The sequence below is a fragment of the Providencia sp. PROV174 genome (genome assembly GCF_028480685.1).
In the GTDB taxonomy this organism is placed as follows: domain Bacteria; phylum Pseudomonadota; class Gammaproteobacteria; order Enterobacterales; family Enterobacteriaceae; genus Providencia; species Providencia rettgeri.
In genome coordinates this window covers 67,972-86,091 of sequence record NZ_JAMPOT010000008.1, presented here as the reverse complement: position 1 = coordinate 86,091, position 18,120 = coordinate 67,972, and the positions used below count along the sequence as shown (strand labels likewise).

The following is an 18,120-nucleotide window of genomic DNA, read 5'->3' as shown; positions in this document are numbered from 1 at the left end:
ATGTGTATTTACCGCCATTATTTTTTGTTAACCAATTGTAATCATAGTTGCTCTAGAAATTTGATTTATAGATTTTGTGCCAAATATTGAATGTTTCTTTATTAATAATAGGAAATTTAAGATAAGAAGGGAAATAAGTCAGAAAATAGCTTGGTACACCGGCGAAGTATTGATAATAAAAACCCTAGAAATACAGTCACTAGGGTTTTTATTGGGTAGTACAGAAATATAAAGAAATTAAATGATAGGCAATTTCATATCTTTAAAAAATTCTTCAATTTCTTCATTATTACGAATAGCTACCGCTTTATCGACTACATCACGAGTTAGATGCGGTGCGAAGCGCCACATAAAATCGTACATATAGCTACGTAAGAAACTGGTGCGCTTAAAACCAATCTTAGTTGTGCTATAGCTGAACTTATCACGCATATCAATTACAACTAAATCGCTATCACTCACTGGGTCAACTGCCATACTCGCGATGATACCGATCCCTAACCCTAATCTGACGTAGGTTTTGATCACGTCTGCATCGGTTGCGGTAAAAATAATTTTGGGCTCAAGGCCAATCTTCTGAAATGCCACATCTAATTCTGAACGACCAGTAAACCCATGGGTATAAGTTACAATTTGATATTCCGCGATATCTTCAATAGTGACATTTTTTTTCGTCGCGAGCGGATGGTCTTTCTGCACAACGACACAGCGGTTCCAATGGTAGCATGGCAACATAATCAAATCGTTATACAGGTGTAGTGCTTCTGTTGCTATCGCAAAGTCACTATTACCTTTGCAAACTTCTTCAGCTATTTGTGTTGGTGACCCTTGCTGCATGTGCAATGAAACATGAGGGTAACGTTCAATAAAGCCTTTTATGGTCGGAGGTAAAGCATAACGAGCTTGTGTGTGTGTCGTCGCAATACTTAAGCTCCCTCGATCCGGATAAGTGTGCTCCCCAGCAACCGAACGGATCGCTTCAATTTTTGATAGCACTTCTCGGGAGATCCGCACAACTTCTTCCCCTGCAGGGGTAACATGCGTTAAGTGTTTACCACTACGTGCAAAAATTTGGATCCCAAGCTCATCTTCAAGCATCCGCACTTGTTTACTGATACCGGGCTGTGAAGTAAAAAGCCCCTCTGCGGTTGAGGAGACATTCAAGTCATGGTTAACCACTTCAACAATATAACGTAATTGCTGCAATTTCATATTTCAGTCTACCTCATACATGAATAATGTGCTTTTGGTATAGCTAAAAAATATTAAATATAACCAAAAGTTATAATGAACTTATTTGATATAACCAATATAACATCATTCACAGAAGAATAAACAGTATGATGATAAAATTTCATCTAAATACCACTACACTGATGAAAGGCCGTAAGATAGTGCAAAGACGGATTAACTTTATTTCATTATGTGGTTCAATAAGTAAAATGAATTTTGCAGGATCCTCACTGTAAAATTTAACGTATCAGATTGGATATCAAAATTCTCAACGAAGAGAGGTGGTTACATGCGTTTAAATGTTTTGGCTTTAATTATTGGTATGTCGACGATTTCTTTTGCCCCTGCGCTCTTGGCGAAAGAAGTGGCTTATGGACAACAAAAAATTGTTTTGTCTGACACGATTGAACCCGGAAATGATTTTTACCGTTATGTTAATGAAGATTGGATAAATAAAGCGAAAATCCCCACCGGTATGCCACGCATTAACTCTTTTGTGGAATTATACTTAAACACAGAAAAACACATTCAATCGATTATTGACCAACTACAACAGAGCCCTGAAAACAAGCTCACGCATAACCAACGAAATATTCGAAATTTATATCTCAGCTACCTGAATGAAGAAGCTATCGAGCAAGCTGGTATTAGCCCAATAAAATCCGATTTAGATGCCATTGCAAAAGCTAAAAATCATCATGATATTAGCCAGTTAATGACACAGCCTGACTATAAATCGCTGATTTCTTATTGGGTAGATTTAGATGCCAAAGAACCTGATACCTATGTGCTTTATATCGGTCAAGGTGGTTTAGGGCTACCGAACCGTACTTATTACCTCGATGACACCCCTCAAATGGAAGATATTCGAAAAAGTTATATCGCTTATATCGCTACCATGCTAGAACTGGCGGGTGAAAAAGATGTACAACCAAAAGCACAGAAAATTTTTGATTTGGAAAAAGCGATTGCAACGGTGCATTGGAGCCCAGAAGCACGCCGTGACACTATCAAAAATTACCATGCAATGTCCCTAGCTGAAATGAAAAATTATACTCAAGGTTTTGATTGGACTAGTTTTATTACCAGTCGTAAACTAACAGATAAACAACTTGAGAAAATCATCGTTGAAACAGATAGCGCAGTGGAACAAACCGCAAAAATTTTTGCTGATACCCCTGTTTCGACACTAAAAGATTACCTAACCTTCCAATATATTAGTGAACACGCACGTTATTTAAACCAAACTATCGCAGATGCTCAATTTGATTTTTATTCGAAAAAACTCAATGGAATTGAAAAGCAACGCACTCGCCAAGAACGTGCATTGCAGACAGTTAATTCACTCCAAGGTGAGCCATTAGGGCAAATTTATGTCGAACAATACTTCGACCCTCAAGCTAAAGAAAAAATTAAAGACTTGGTCAGTTATGTGAGAGGTACATTTAATTCACGCCTAAAAGTCAATGACTGGATGGATGAGCCGACTCGCCAAGAAGCCCTTAAAAAATTAGAACAATTCACTGTTAAAGTGGGGTATCCAGATCAATGGAATGACTTTAGTACGATTAACCTCAAACCTGACTCATTGTTAGATAATTATAAGCAAGTTTTAGCCTGGTCATATGATGATATGATTGGCAAAATTGGCCAACCTGTCCGTCAATGGGAATGGGGCATGACGCCACAAACAGTCAATGCTTATTTCAATCCTGTTCAAAACGAAATTGTGTTCCCAGCAGCAATTTTACAAGCACCTTTCTTTGATCCTAATGTTGACCCAGCCTATAACTATGGTGCAATTGGTGCTGTAATTGGCCACGAAATGGGACATGGCTTTGATGACCAAGGTAGTTTATACGATGGTACGGGGCAATTACGTAACTGGTGGAGTGAGAGTGCGAAAACTCACTTTAAAGAGAAAACAGCCAAGCTTGTCGAGCAGTATAACGCATTTGCTGTTGATGGTTTAAATGTGAATGGTGAGCTTACATTAGGTGAAAACATTGGTGATCTCGGTGGGTTAAATATCGCCTTGAGTGCTTATAAACAATTTGCCAAAGAAAATTATCCAAATGGTGAGCCCCCAATTATTGACGGAACAACTGGGTTACAACGTTTCTTCATTGCTTGGGCTCGTACTTGGCAAGAACTGTCAAATAAAGAATCTGAGCGGAATAAGATTATGACAGACCCTCATAGCCCTAACCAATTCCGTGCTAATGGCGTGGTACGCAATATTGATGACTGGTACCAAACATTTGGTGTTGATAAAAATAACACACTGTATTTGGCGCCGGAGCAACGTATTCGTATTTGGTAGTTTATAATGAAAAAAGAAGGCTCGAGATTTAACTTGAGCCTTCTTTTTATGACTAGCAAAATTAAATTGTTTTCAAATCAATCCAATACGCTAAATAGTTCACGTTATAGCTAGGCAGCAAGCGGCGCTAAGCCCTAGGAGCATACATCAGTATGTAACTAAAATCAGTAAGCTCAAATAACAATTCTGTTGTTTAAATCACTTTCTAATTAATGCAATACTGTCGTTTAAATTACTTTATAATCAGTACAATACGCTAAATAGTTCAAGTTGTGGCTAGGCAGCAAGCGGCGCTAAGCCCTAGGAGCATACATCAGTATGTGACTAGGGTTAGCAAGCGCAGCTAACAACGCCACAGCTTGAAATATGACGCGTATTATTTGATGACGCCGCAGGCCATTCTAGCCCCACCACCGCCTAACGCTTCTGGATTATCAGAATAGTTATCACCACCCACATGCACCATCAATGCACGGTCTTGAACATCTTTTAGTGATTTTAATCGTGGTGCTAGTACCGCATAATCAGCGTTACCTTGGCTATCAGCAACTAGGCCGGGTAAATCACCTAAATGCCCTGTGTTATCATAAGGGCCTTTGTGGACACCTGTTTTAGCGGGGTCTAAATGGCCACCGGCTTTTAATGCAGGTACCGATTTGCCATCTTTCTCTGCGGGTTCGCAGCTTGGGTTCTCATGAACATGAAACCCATGAATGCCTGCTTGTAGGCCCGTTAATTTAGGCGTAAATAGTAATCCATATTCTGTTTCTGAGATAACAACCTCACCTATTGCTTTACCATCACCTGTTGGGGTTGCTTCTTTTAGTACAACAGTAGATTGAGCAGCGTATGCTGTCCCCGCTGTCAATAATGCAGCCAGTAAACACATTTTTAACTTCATTTTGCCTCCGGTGGATAACTTTTATCTATCATTCCATCGACTTACCTAAAGACCTTAACAAGGTAAGAACTATTACTATCTATTGATAACGACAAAGACTCTATCTTAAGTTAACACAAATTAGTTATCACTTTGGTGCTACATTTGAGTTTAGTTAAAAATTGGCAGCTATATCACAGTGAGCGATAAGAAATAAAGGAAATGACAATATAACAGCGGGTTATTCACCGATAGGCATTGATATGAAATTGACAAGTCCGTTGGGTTGACACAGTTGCCTTGAATCAAACTCTCTCGACCAATAACATAGCCAATTTTCAAGATCTTCAAGTGAATAATCTTTTATCGCTAAACCCGAAGCCATGTTTACAATATCATCTTCTGGTGCGGTTAATTCATACCCATTTAATAATAAAAAAATATAACCTGCCATCATTGCTGTCCGTTTATTCGCATTTGCAAAAGAATGGTTTTGGATAAGACTTTCAATTAACACAGAAGATAAAACAAACATATCATCAGTCTGTTGATAGTACCTAACTTGGCTGGGTCTAGACTGGGAGGAATTGAGATTATTAAAATTGAGGATTTCTATAGGCTCATTAGGAGTTTGTCGTTCTATCAATACCCTATTAATATTTACCAAATCATCAACAGATAAATAATTAATACCTTCAACAAACTCCCCTTGGATGCGTATCACTCTCACTATACCTTAGCAAGTTTTTCCATTGCTTTTTCATAGCGAATGAAACCAAAATCAAAAGCATTTTTGACTTGGACTTCATGTGAACATTGCTCGCTAATTGCTGGTTTAGGCGCAGCAATTTTACTTTTGTCACGAGCAGGTATCAATAAGCGATTAGGCTTTTGTAATGCGTGACCCATTTTTATAACCTCTATTAAATCAATTCACTATAAAAACAAAGATAATACTATCAGAACATAATGTAAGGTAACTCATACTAAGTCAACTTATTTCATTACAGCGTATTTTACTAGTTAATAAAAAAGCCAATCAAATTAAATGATTGGCTTTTTTGCTTGAAAATAAAAGAGAACTATTATTTCTCTTTCACTTCCCATTTACCATCAACGTAGAACGCACTCCAACCCGTCGCTTTACCATTTTTTTCTGAAGAAACATATTGCTGCTTTGTTTTACGACTAAAACGGACGACAGTTGGATTACCTTCGCCATCTTCAGCTGGTGCTTCAGCCAAATAAGCCAGTTTTTCAGGTAAACGGTCTTTAAAGCGCTGTAATTCAGCAACTAATGGTGCACGCGTTTCTCGTGATTTTGGGAATGTATTTGCCGCAAGGAAAACCCCAGCAGCTCCATCACGTAACACAAAATACGCATCAGATTTTTCACATGGAAGTTCCGGTAATGGAACCGGGTCTTCTTTCGGTGGTGCGACTTCACCACTTCGTAAGATTTTACGCGTATTTTTACACTCTTCGTTAGTACAACCCATGTACTTACCAAAACGCCCCATTTTCAGGTGCATTTCTGATCCACACTTGTCACATTCAATGACTGGGCCGTCATAACCCTTAATACGAAATTCGCCTTCTTCGATTTCATAACCTTCGCATGCAGGGTTATTACCACATACATGTAATTTACGGCCATTATCAATCAAATAGCTGTCCATCGCGGTGCCACATTTTGGACAACGACGTTTTGCTCTTAACGCATTAGTTTCCGCATCATCCCCTTCAAGCACATTCAAGACTTCGTCTTCAGGGATAAGGTTTATTGTTTTCTTACAACGTTCTTTTGGTGGTAGTGCGTAACCAGAACAACCTAAAAATACCCCGGTTGATGCGGTACGGATCCCCATATGGCGTTCACAATCAGGGCAAATGATTGAGGTGATCACCATTGGGTTAGTGCGCATTCCCCCTTCCTCTGGTTCTTTTTCAGCAACATCTAGTTGCTTACTAAAGTCAGAGAAGAATTCATCTAATACGGCTTTCCACTCAGCATCATGGTTTGCAACATGGTCCAGTTGGTCTTCCATACGCGCAGTAAAATCGTAGTTCATCAGGTCGTTAAAGTTTTCCTCTAAACGATCCGTGACAATTTCACCCATTTTCTCTGCATAGAAACGACGATTTTCAACTTTGACATAACCTCTGTCTTGGATCGTCGAAATAATCGCTGCATACGTCGAAGGGCGACCAATACCACGTTTTTCGAGTTCTTTAACTAAAGATGCTTCACTAAAACGAGCTGGTGGCTTCGTAAAGTGCTGGCTAGGTAATAGCTCAATTAAAGATAACTCAGCACCAACTTGTATTGGTGGCAATGTTTTATCTTCATCATTTTTACGCAGTGCAGGCATGACTTTCGTCCAACCATCAAAACGTAACGTACGCCCTTTGGCTTTTAGTTCAAAATCCCCTGCTTTGACTGTCAAGGTTGTTGAATCATATTTAGCTGGCGTCATTTGACAGGCCACAAACTGATTCCAAATTAATTGATACAACCTTTTCGCATCGTTCTCCATGTCTTTTAGTGATTCAGGTAAAACATCGACACTAGAAGGACGAATGGCTTCGTGCGCCTCTTGCGAATTATCTTTACTGCTATAAACATTCGCATCTTTTGGCAGGTATTTAGCGCCAAAATTATCATTAATGTAGCCACGAACCATATCCAATGCATCTTGGCTCAAGTTTGTTGAGTCAGTACGCATATAGGTGATATACCCTGCTTCATAAAGACGCTGAGCCATCATCATGGTTTTTTTCACGCCAAAACCTAAGCGGGTACTGGCAGCTTGTTGCAACGTTGACGTGATATACGGTGCGCTCGGCTTACTTGATGTCGGCCTATCTTCACGATCAACAACTGCAAAACGGGCTTTTTCAAGCAGCTTAACTGCTGCCTCTGTTTGCGCTTTATTGACTGGCTTAAATGCCTTACCACCCTGTGAAGTGACTTCCATACGCAAGTTAGCGATATCTTTATCGGCTAAATCGGCATGCAGTTCCCAATATTCTTCAGGGACGAAAGCTTTAATTTCTCGCTCACGTTCAACAATGAGTTTCACTGCAACTGACTGAACACGACCAGCCGATAAGCCACGAGCGACTTTTTTCCACAGCAGCGGAGAAACCATATAACCCACAACTCGGTCCATAAAACGACGCGCTTGTTGTGCGTTAACTCTATCTATGTTTAATTCCCCAGGGCTATCAAATGCCTGAGTGATCGCATTTTTGGTGATCTCATTAAATACAACACGACTAAAACGAGAATCGTCTCCACCAATCACTTCGCGTAAATGCCACGCAATAGCTTCCCCTTCACGGTCCAAGTCCGTTGCGAGGTAGATGTGTTCGGCATCCTCCGCCAGTGATTTAAGTTCAGAAACCACTTTTTCTTTACCCGGTAGAATTTGATAATTCGCTTTCCAACCATGGTAAGGGTCGATCCCCATGCGCTTAACTAACGCATCACGCGGATCTTTTTTTACTTTCTTTGTTTTGTCGGTAGATGAGCCTGTACTCTTTTGTGAGCCGGTTTGTGAACCAGAGCCGCTTTTCGGCAGATCACGAATGTGGCCAACGCTGCTTTTTACAACGTAGCCACTGCCAAGATACTTATTAATCGTTTTGGCCTTTGCCGGGGACTCCACTATAACAAGAGCTTTACCCATATTTACCTTTACCTAAATATCAACAATGGCGCATTTCTACATTAAAATGCGCAAAATGAGAATCTCTTTTTTATATTGCGACACAATCACAATATATCAATATATTTTTAAACAATTATTTGTGTTGAAACAAAACTTATAAACTCAATCACGTTATTCTAAAAAGCACAAAGTGTCTTCTAGTTGACTGATTTTAACCACATAAAGATGTTTAGTCACAATTGAAAACCACACACTCTACCTGATAAAATGCTAGAAGCAACCAATTATTTTTTCAAGGAAGCCAAGCTATGCAAGATAATTTACCGTTCATCACAAAAAAAGAGTTACTTGAAAAAGCTAATGATATCATAAAGAAACATGATGATTATATTCATGGTATGTTTGTTGACACCGTTGAGCAGCATCGGGGTACATTGGTATTTAAAGGGGAGTTCTTCTTAGATGAGAACAATATCCCTACTTTAAAAAGTACAGCTGCTTTTAATATGTACAAACACCTCGCTCATGTACTGTCAGAACAATACCAATTAAGTGATAATAACTAATTAACACGTATGCTTTTTGTATAAAATTTACCGGCTTTAACGCCGGTAAATTAATAGTAGATTTAAAAACGCTTATTCGCTAGGCGAAATTCAAAATTACAAAAGTGGCTTTTGTCCGCGTTGCCACCAGCGCAATAATAAGTTATCCACGCTCTTTGCCGCGCTTCCCATAAACTTATCCATCATTTTTTTACTTAACACATAACGAATACTAACTATTTCCTTAGTATCAATCGCATTAATAATAAAATCGTCACTTACACCAATATTATCCACTAGCCCTTTATCAAGTGCCTGTGAGCCATACCAATACTCCCCTGTCGCAACTGCGTCAATATCTAAAGATGGGCGATTTTGATGAACAAATTGTTTAAACAATTCATGGGTTGAATTTAAATCTTCAACAAATTTCTTACGACCTTGTTCTGTGTTTTCACCTAACATGGTCAATGTACGCTTGTATTCACCTGCGGTATGAAGTTCAACATCAACATCATGCTTTTTTAATAACCGATGAATATTTGGAATTTGAGCAACCACACCAATCGAACCAATAATGGCAAATGGTGCAGCAATAATTTTATCTGCAATGCATGCCATCATGTATCCGCCACTCGCTGCAACTTTATCAACCGCAATGGTAAGTGGGATATTTTTTTCTTTGATTCTTAATAATTGTGAAGCTGCTAAACCGTAACCATGAACCATTCCTCCAGGGCTTTCAAGTCTTAGCAAAACTTCATCTTGTTGGTCGGCAACAGCAAGAATTGCACTGATCTCTTCACGTAAAGAGGCAACTTCACGGGCATCCATGCTACCTTTAAAGTCTACGACATATAAACAAGGTTTTTTAACCCCTGTTTGGCCTAATTTCGCCCCTGTTTTCTCACTTTTTGATTTCGCTTTTTGCTGCTTTTTAAATGCTTTCAACCACGCTTTATGTTCTGGTTCATTCATTTTAATTTGTTGCATTTGGCGTTGGCGCTCACGATAACTTTCACCTAAATCTGTGATTTTTAAAGCACCTTTAGCCCCTTGCCGGCGCATACCTACGCCAAACACAAAGACAGCTAGCAAAACCACCGCCACCAAAATAGTAACGACTTTTGCTAAAAATAGCCCATACAATGAGAAATACTCCACAATCTGATCCTTTTGATGTTTATCTTCAATACAAAAATAATCTCACGATTACGTGCAAACAACCAGAAAAAAACAGAGTTAGCACACAAACTTCGTTAATAACTATGTTAGATTAGCCAATTATCATAATCAGTGCGATGATAACCGTACATGCTAATCACAATAGTAGGAAAGAATATGCTCCAATATCAACCTAGACAAGACCTATTGAAAGGTAAAACGATTCTTGTAACCGGTGCCGGTGATGGCATTGGCCGTGAAGCCGCTCTCACTTACGCGCGCTATGGTGCATCCCTTATCCTTGTTGGTAGAACACAGCATAAATTACAATCAGTTAGTGATGAAATTGCCGCTTTAGGTGGAAATAATTCACCTTGCTTTATATTAGACTTATTAACTGCAACTATTGATGACTGTTATACGCTTGCCACACAAATCGCCTCCATAACTCCTTATTTAGATGGCGTATTACACAATGCAGGAATACTTGGTGTCGTTGCCCCTATCTCTGAGCAACCCAGCGACCTATGGCATGATGTCATGCAAGTCAATGTCAATGCCACGTTTATGCTAACTCAAGCTTTACTTCCTCTATTACTCAAAGCACCTAATGCCTCGTTAATTTTTACCAGTTCAAGCGTAGGTAAACAAGGTCGCGCCGGTTGGGGTGCCTATTCTGTCTCCAAATTTGCGACTGAAGGTTTAATGCAAGTGCTAGCCGAAGAATATAAGCAGAGCAATCTTCGGGTAAATTGTATTAACCCAGGCGGCACTCGAACCTCAATGCGAGCAAGTGCATTTCCTGATGAAAATCCACTTAAATTAAAAACCCCTGCTGATATCATGCCTATATATATCTATTTGATGGGTGATGATAGCCTGCGTAAAACGGGGAGTAGTTATGATGCACAACCTGGACGTAAACCTGGTGCTGCGGAGTAAAAACGATGTCTCAAAGTCGACACGAAGAACGTCAACAGCGTCTAAAAGAAAAGGTAGATGCGCGTATTGAAGCTGCACAAATTGAACGAGGGATCGTTATTGTCTTTACTGGAAATGGGAAAGGCAAAACCACAGCTGCATTTGGAACTGTATGCCGTACAGTAGGTCATGGTAAGAAAGCTGCTGTTGTTCAATTTATTAAAGGGGGTTGGGATAATGGCGAACGCGAACTACTTGAACCACAAGGCGTTCCCTTCTATGTTATGTCAACAGGCTTCACGTGGGAAACTCAAAATAAAGAGACCGATACCCTTGCTTGTATGGAAACTTGGCAGTACGCCAAACAATTATTAAGTGACCCACAGTACGATTTAGTCATTTTAGATGAGCTCACTTATATGGTGAGTTATCATTACCTCGAATTAGCAGAGGTGGTTCAAGCATTACAAAGCCGTCCTGCCAATCAGTCTGTCGTGATCACGGGTAGAGGTTGCCACCGAGATTTGATCGAATTAGCTGATACGGTAACAGAAATGCGCCCAGTGAAACATGCATTTGATGTTGGAATTAAAGCTCAAAAAGGGATTGATTGGTAATTAACCACTAAGAAAGTGCAATAATACGATTTTTTCAATTATTGCACTTTTAATCTATTTTTATCTAACTACTCCATCAGTCAATCTATAAAAAAGTCATTTATTCTTATTCGTTTATCACACCAATTTAGTGTGAGTTTAAAAATAAAAAATATTTCAGATAATATAAATTACTTTTAATAACTTCAGCACATCAAATATCACAATTAATTTATAACAATTAAAATAAAACATAAAAATAATTAATGCTATTCGTTGTTATTCATCTTTTCCATTAAACTGGATACGTATAGCTACGTCAGTAAAATCCTCCTTGTTAGACAAAAACATAAAAATGCAACCATTTGATAAATAATAAATTATTTTAAAACAACTGATATTAACCCGCTTTTAAGCAGTTTTGGTTATTTATCAACTAATAACAATGTATTTATCCATGTTAACATTATTAATTTTATTTAATTTGCTATTTAAGCATAATTAAATAGCAATAATGGATTGTTAGTTATTTTAGATTCTTCTATTTTATTTAAAGGGATATATATGAAAAATGTTTTAAATACTCATTTAAATTTTACCACATTAAAATTTAACCCACTCTTTTTATGTGTTTCAATAATCGTTGGTACAACCACCGTTGCCCAAGCTGCAATTACGCCAACCAACGGTGCAGGCGTATTGAATCAAAGTAATGGCCCTACTGTCGTTTATATTAATAAACCAAGCCAAGCCGGTGTTTCCCATAATACCTATAGTCAATTCGATGTTGACCAAAAAGGTGTGATATTAAATAACAGCGCAGGTAATACTAATACGGTTATTGGTGGTAAAATTGGTGGAAATACCAACGTTGCTGGTGGGCGAGCAAAAATTATTTTAAATGAAATAAACTCAAATACGGCAACAACCTTAAATGGCATGGTTGAAGTCGCAGGCGGTAAAGCACAAGTCATTGTTGCTAACGCTTCGGGTATTACATGTAACAACTGTGGTTTTATCAATACCAGCCGCACAACGTTAACGACGGGTAAAGTAGAGTTAGCCAATGATGGTTCTATTGCTAACTATAATGTGCAGCAAGGTAAAATTGCCGTCAATGGAAGATTAGATTCAAATTCGCCAACAGATTTAATTGCCCGTTCTATTGCCATCAATGGCGTTGTTGAAGCTCAGCGTCTCAATGTGGTAGCTGGAAACAATCATGTCAATTCGGCAGGGAATGTGACGGGCACTGCTACTGCAATCGGCACAAAACCTATTGTCGGGATTGATGTTTCTTCAATTGGCGGTATGTATGCCAATAAAATTTCATTAATTGCCACTGAAACAGGTGTTGGCGTAAGTAATTTAGGGGATATTGGCACACATAATGGCGCTATTTCCATTGATACAGCAGGAACAGTGAACAATACCAATGGCAATATGAATGCAGCTGGTGACATTAAGATTAATGCTGCGGGTATTACGAATAATGGTCGTATTGCAGGTAATAAACAGGTCAATATCGCAGTTGCAGGTACTGGGGCGATTAATAATGATAATGGGATTATCACCTCTTATAACAATGATATTAACTTAACCACGTTAGGAACACTGAGTAACAACCGAGGTTCAATTGTTGCCCAACAGAATGTCAGTACACTCTCTGATTCCTTTATAAATGATAATGGTATAGTTCAATCTACTAAAGGTGACATAGATGTTCATTCTATGAATACAATTTATAACCGAGACAATCTCGCTAACCCAAATGACCCAGGAAAAGGGTTCAATGCCGGACGTGATTTAACTATCAATGCCGTTCGTGTTGTGAATGAAAATTCCAATATCACTGCGGGACGAGATAGCAAGATCAGCGCGCAATCTAGTATTGAAAATACATCCAATAGCAAAATCATTGCACAACGCCATACAGATATCAGTACGATGTACTTGACGCAATCTAATTCTGAAATAAATGCCGCTAATGGCCGTATGGATTTGGATGCATCAGTATCACTCACCAATGCGGGATCATCCACCATTCATAGTGGCCGCGTGATGAATATCAACACAAACCAACTCATTAACTCCGGTGCGATTATTTCAAATAACGGTAAATCCGTCATTAATACGAATTCAATGAACAACCGTTCTGGTTATATCAAAGGGAAAAACCTTACAATCAAAGCCCATAATATTGATAACCAATCAGGCTTAATTAATGCAGAAAATAGTCTTGAGATTGAAACCAGTCATTTGAACAACAATTACAGTAGTGATTTTAAACTCGTTAATACCAAATTTGGGCTAACGGACCAAAATGGCGGCCTACAAACCAATAATGGTACGATTAAAGTTAAAGGAGATACTCTGAGTAACTTGTATGGTTCAATTACTGCTAATGTAGATAATAATGTCGCTGCACGTAACGATATTGATATTAAGCTCAAAGCGACACTCAATAATAATTATGGACAAATTACCACTGTTAATAACCAAAGACTTGATGTCGGCACATTAGAAAACTACGCAGGAAAAGTGACTGCTGGGAAAAACCTAACTATTGATTCCAAAAATCGAGTTAATAATCAATATGGGGCTTTACGTTCGACTAATACCACTAAGATCACCAGCCCTATCGTCACTAATGGAACAACAGGAAGCATCTCAGGTAATCGTGTGATTATTGATGCTGTTGTAACTAACTAAACTAGTTTACGTTCAAAAAAGGCGGTCATTTTTAAATGACTGCCTTTTTATTATGGCTCATTACAGAATTAATATTCTGAATTAATCACCACCTCTTCACCAAAACGCCCTGCCTTTGGTAATGGTTGATAAGATGAATTAGCTGCACGTAAAATACGGACACCACGAATACCTAACTCATGGGCTGCCGCGATATCTGCATCAGCATCACCATAATAGATGGTTAATTTGTGATCATGCATCCAGCTCACTTTATTATTTTGCCCTGGTTCATCGCCTGCAAAAATAACAGGTTGCATTTTATCTGCAGGTATTGCTAAGCCTTCTTGAACGTATTTAGTCACTGTTTCTGTTTTCGTTTTCGTACGGCCTGTAATGAAATAGACAGTATCACCGCGATCTAAGTGCATTTTGACTAAATCAATACCCACTTGTTTTGGCATACTGAATTTGTCCCACTCATTATTCATTTTTTCCCAAAATTGTTGATTTTTTAGGTAGCTAAAATCGTTAGGTGAGAACTCTAGTTTGCCACGGTAAAAACCTGGACTCGAAAATAACACCGTATCATCGATATCAAACCCAACAGCCATTGGCGCTTTGCCTTCTAGGCTTTGTTTAATTTGTTCGATGGAAACCCAATGAATAGGCTGTTGTTGAGCAAGTTCAACAACGGTAACCCCAGGGCTTACGGTTTCTGGCATTGGAATTTTTGCTTGAGACGTTGCTGTAAAACTTAATACCAATGCAATCGCACTCAAAGTCAGTGTTATTTTTTTCATGTTTTGTCCTTATTCAGGTTTATCCACTTAAACCATTCTTTATTTATCTGGATAAACTGGGTAAGTAATAGGTTTATCTGTAAATTTGTCTTTATTATCAGTAGCAACCCAATATTTTGTGAGATACATCCCACAAGAAGGGTCATACTAAGACTTTTAATTACATTAAAATGAGATGGATATCTCATAAATATCATCTCTTACTGATAGCTTTCATAATAATGTGAACTAGAACATTAATTTTCTTATTATTAACAAGGTTATATTCAATAAAATCATTACGTTGATATATGAGAATCACTTCCATACATCAAAAAAAGCTGAGGGTGGAGCCTCAGCTTTTTTACTATTCGAGAATTGCAATTAATCTAGATGCGAGTACGACGTTTCGCCGTTGGTCTTGAAGATTGACGTTTTGATGCAGGACGTGATGCAACTTGCGTATGGCGTTTTACCGCACGGCGAATTTGGTTTGCTTTAATACGACGTTGGTCACGCTCAACGGCAACTTTGCTTTCAGTTTCTACTGGTAATTCGACCAGCTCACGGAGATAATTGGTTTGTTCTAAACCCAATTCCGTCCATCCTCCACGTGGTAAACCTTTTGGTAAATCAATATCACCATAACGCACACGGATTAAACGGCTTACTTGAACACCAACCGATTCCCAAAGGCGACGGACCTCGCGGTTACGCCCTTCAGTTAAAGTGACGTTAAACCATTGATTCATCCCTTCTCCGCCACGGTAAGAAACCGTTTTAAAAGAAGCTGGACCATCTTCCAACTGTACGCCTTGTGTTAATTGACGAATTTTTGCTTCATTGATTTCACCAAACACACGTACAGCATATTCACGCTCAACTTCACGGCTTGGGTGCATTAAACGATTAGCTAGCTCACCATCAGTCGTAAATAACAATAAACCGCTGGTGTTAACATCTAAGCGGCCAACAGCAATCCATCGCGCTCCCGTTAAACGTGGTAAACGGTTAAAAACAGTTGGGCGCCCTTCTGGATCATGGCGTGTACATAATTCACCTTCTGGCTTGTAATAAGCCATTACACGGCAAATTTCCTTTTCAGGTTCTTTGGTAGCTAATAAACGACCATCTAAACGAATTTTTGTTGCAGGTGTGACTTCAACACGGTCTCCGAGTGTCGCAATTTTGCCATCAACACTAATACGACCCGCTTGCAGGAATGTTTCGATTTCTCGACGAGAACCATGCCCTGAACGAGCAAGGATTTTCTGTAATTTTTCAGTTTTTTGCGGTTTTACGCTCATGTAACCCTCTGCTGTCGCCTTCACAGGCGTCAAATATCTTTTTGGCGCGTCATCTTGTTGCCGTACCAAAAAGTAATGAATTTGAAAACCCGCGCATTATACACAGGTTTGTCCTGAACCCCTATAACTTATCTGAATATCGCACTTTCAATACGATTTTATTTAATTTTGCGCTAAATCTTAGGCTTTTAGGTATTTGCATTTATTCAAAAGGCGTTGGGTCCCCTGTTCCGACACGTGCCACAACAGGTGTATCATCAGTAAAGTCAATCACAGTTGTTGGTTTTTGCCCGATATAACCACCGTGTATGACTAAATCGACTTGTTTATCAAGTAAGTCGCGAATTTCTTCAGGATCTGATTGAGTGAAATCATCACCAGGCATAATCAAACTCGTTGACATCAAAGGTTCACCAACAGCTTCGAGTAAATCTCGAGCAATCGGGTTTGATGGCACACGTAAGCCAATGGTTTTACGTTTTTCATTCATTAAACGCCGTGGAACTTCTTTCGTTGCCCGTAAAATAAAGGTGTAATTACCTGGCGTATTGTTTTTTATTAAACGGAAAACGGTGTTATCAACATGCGCGTAATTCGATAGCTCAGAGAGATCTCGACACATTAAAGTGAAATTATGGTTAGCATCAAGCTGACGGATACGACAAATACGTTGCAAAGCATCTTTTTCTTCTAAACGACATCCAATGGCGTACCCTGAATCCGTAGGGTAAACAATGACACCGCCTTTATTTAGAATTTCAACACTCTGGCTAATAAGTCTTGCTTGAGGATTATCCGGATGGACATAAAAAAACTGGCTCATACATACCTCTAATTTTTGGGTATCGACAGCATCACCCGGCAAAAATACCTATAAATGCTACTATCTCTTAATTCCATGAGATGACCTACTCAGAAATAAATCATCACTTATAATAATTATTTTACACCGCATTATTAATACATCAATTAATTAGCTGCTTTTTACCGCATTCCAAAGCGTCCAGACTGCATTATCATCATTAGGTAACCATAAATTTCGGCCAAGCTCTATCCAAGAACATGGCCGATGAAAATCTGAACCCACCGATGTATGTAAATTTGCATTATTGGCTAATTCTGCTAAATACTGCTTTTCATGTGGCGGCTGCTGGCAATGAGAAACTTCCATGGCATCACCTTCACACTGTTTAAAATACGCAACCAACCGTTTTAACCATTTATTGGATAATTGATATTTCGCAGGATGAGCTAATACCGCAATACCACCGGCCGCATGGATTGCGTCGATAGAATCCTTAATTGAGCACCACTTCGCAGGAACGTATCCTATTTTTCCTTTTGATAAATAACGCTTAAATACGTTATTAATGGTTTTTTCTTTACCTATTTTCACAATATACTGTGCAAAATGAGCCCGCGTTACCTGCCCACCACCAGAAATATGTTGCGCATTTTCCCATGCGTCATCAATCCCCGATTTTTGTAATCGCCTGCCCATCTCAATACCACGCTCGAAGCGACGTTCAGATTGTGCTTTCAACAATTGAGCCATAGCGGGGTGTGAAGGCGAAAAATTTAACCCCACAATATGTATTTCAATGTTTTCCCACAGTGTCGAAATTTCAACACCATTGACTAACTCAATTGGCCTTTCATTTTCAGTAAGATAGCGACGAGCCTCAAATACACCTTCACAGGTATCGTGATCGGTGATCGCTAAAATATTAACCCCTTTTTCAATCGCACGTTCGATTAACTCTGCTGGAGTAAGATCACCATCCGAAGCATTTGTATGGCTATGTAAGTCGTAGCGAGTCACTAATGGCGGCGAGGCAGTCGACAAATTGATATCTTCTCTAATTTCCATGTACAACTATATTTCCTAATAAAGTAACAAAGTTCTTGACATAAACAACGCGATCCAGTTAACTAGTACACAAGATAGCTAAGGCTAAAAATCATCAGTTTATCCAGTGAGGCATACAATGAATTTATTTAACT

The 18,120-nt window shown here is 38.9% G+C and carries 15 protein-coding genes; 5 read left to right on the top strand and 10 right to left on the bottom strand.

All coding sequences use genetic code 11. The features are described from left to right. Positions 1-237 precede the first annotated feature (237 nt). Positions 238-1,212 (bottom strand): HTH-type transcriptional regulator CysB, encoded by a 975-nt coding sequence (gene cysB, locus PSE60_RS06135; protein ID WP_004911040.1) that lies wholly within the window; start codon positions 1,210-1,212, stop codon positions 238-240. A gap of 310 nt (positions 1,213-1,522) precedes the next feature. Here cysB and PSE60_RS06130 point away from each other — a divergent pair, with 310 nt between their 5' ends. Beyond that, positions 1,523-3,556, top strand: coding sequence for a M13 family metallopeptidase (locus PSE60_RS06130; protein WP_272664839.1), 2,034 nt, complete (start codon positions 1,523-1,525; stop codon positions 3,554-3,556). Positions 3,557-3,932: 376 nt separating this feature from the next. Here PSE60_RS06130 and sodC read toward each other — a convergent pair whose 3' ends face one another. The 4 genes from sodC to topA all read right to left on the bottom strand — a co-directional run bounded on the left by sodC (position 3,933) and on the right by topA (position 8,128). Then, positions 3,933-4,457, bottom strand: coding sequence for a superoxide dismutase [Cu-Zn] SodC (gene sodC / locus PSE60_RS06125; protein ID WP_272664838.1), 525 nt, complete (start codon positions 4,455-4,457; stop codon positions 3,933-3,935). A 220-nt stretch (positions 4,458-4,677) separates the two neighbouring features. Continuing rightward, on the bottom strand, positions 4,678-5,160 hold the full coding sequence (locus PSE60_RS06120) for a type II toxin-antitoxin system death-on-curing family toxin (RefSeq protein ID WP_371031558.1): 483 nt from the start codon (positions 5,158-5,160) through the stop codon (positions 4,678-4,680). A gap of 5 nt (positions 5,161-5,165) precedes the next feature. Then, the gene (locus tag PSE60_RS06115; RefSeq protein ID WP_198641116.1) at positions 5,166-5,345 is read right to left on the bottom strand and encodes a hypothetical protein; all 180 of its coding nucleotides are present in this window, start codon (positions 5,343-5,345) and stop codon (positions 5,166-5,168) included. A 176-nt stretch (positions 5,346-5,521) separates the two neighbouring features. Then, positions 5,522-8,128 carry a type I DNA topoisomerase gene (gene topA / locus PSE60_RS06110; protein ID WP_004911045.1) on the bottom strand — a complete coding sequence of 869 codons (2,607 nt, stop codon included), beginning with the start codon at positions 8,126-8,128 and terminating at the stop codon, positions 5,522-5,524. A 290-nt stretch (positions 8,129-8,418) separates the two neighbouring features. Between topA and PSE60_RS06105 the strand changes: the two genes are divergently transcribed. Next, positions 8,419-8,676 (top strand): DUF2498 family protein, encoded by a 258-nt coding sequence (locus tag PSE60_RS06105; RefSeq protein WP_094960535.1) that lies wholly within the window; start codon positions 8,419-8,421, stop codon positions 8,674-8,676. Between the two features lie 96 nt (positions 8,677-8,772). Here PSE60_RS06105 and sohB read toward each other — a convergent pair whose 3' ends face one another. Then, positions 8,773-9,819 carry a protease SohB gene (gene sohB / locus PSE60_RS06100; protein ID WP_272664837.1) on the bottom strand — a complete coding sequence of 349 codons (1,047 nt, stop codon included), beginning with the start codon at positions 9,817-9,819 and terminating at the stop codon, positions 8,773-8,775. A 177-nt stretch (positions 9,820-9,996) separates the two neighbouring features. Between sohB and PSE60_RS06095 the strand changes: the two genes are divergently transcribed. The 3 genes from PSE60_RS06095 to PSE60_RS06085 all read left to right on the top strand — a co-directional run bounded on the left by PSE60_RS06095 (position 9,997) and on the right by PSE60_RS06085 (position 14,048). Beyond that, positions 9,997-10,761: a YciK family oxidoreductase gene (locus tag PSE60_RS06095; protein WP_272664836.1), complete on the top strand. Its 765-nt coding sequence runs from the start codon at positions 9,997-9,999 to the stop codon at positions 10,759-10,761. Positions 10,762-10,766: 5 nt separating this feature from the next. Continuing rightward, positions 10,767-11,357: a cob(I)yrinic acid a,c-diamide adenosyltransferase gene (gene cobO, locus PSE60_RS06090; RefSeq protein WP_210838672.1), complete on the top strand. Its 591-nt coding sequence runs from the start codon at positions 10,767-10,769 to the stop codon at positions 11,355-11,357. 543 nt (positions 11,358-11,900) lie between these two features. Next, positions 11,901-14,048, top strand: a complete 2,148-nt coding sequence (locus tag PSE60_RS06085; RefSeq protein ID WP_272664835.1) for a two-partner secretion domain-containing protein — start codon at positions 11,901-11,903, stop codon at positions 14,046-14,048. 68 nt (positions 14,049-14,116) lie between these two features. On the opposite strand, the gene aphA is transcribed toward PSE60_RS06085, so the two are convergent. The 4 genes from aphA to rnm all read right to left on the bottom strand — a co-directional run bounded on the left by aphA (position 14,117) and on the right by rnm (position 17,986). Beyond that, on the bottom strand, positions 14,117-14,830 hold the full coding sequence (gene aphA, locus PSE60_RS06080; RefSeq protein WP_272664834.1) for an acid phosphatase AphA: 714 nt from the start codon (positions 14,828-14,830) through the stop codon (positions 14,117-14,119). 368 nt (positions 14,831-15,198) lie between these two features. Then, entirely contained in the window at positions 15,199-16,116 is a 918-nt protein-coding gene (gene rluB, locus PSE60_RS06075; RefSeq protein ID WP_210839740.1) for a 23S rRNA pseudouridine(2605) synthase RluB, read from the bottom strand. A 202-nt stretch (positions 16,117-16,318) separates the two neighbouring features. Then, positions 16,319-16,939 carry an L-threonylcarbamoyladenylate synthase gene (locus tag PSE60_RS06070; protein WP_004911068.1) on the bottom strand — a complete coding sequence of 207 codons (621 nt, stop codon included), beginning with the start codon at positions 16,937-16,939 and terminating at the stop codon, positions 16,319-16,321. Positions 16,940-17,089: 150 nt separating this feature from the next. Continuing rightward, positions 17,090-17,986 carry an RNase RNM gene (gene rnm / locus PSE60_RS06065; protein WP_272664833.1) on the bottom strand — a complete coding sequence of 299 codons (897 nt, stop codon included), beginning with the start codon at positions 17,984-17,986 and terminating at the stop codon, positions 17,090-17,092. Positions 17,987-18,120 lie beyond the last annotated feature (134 nt).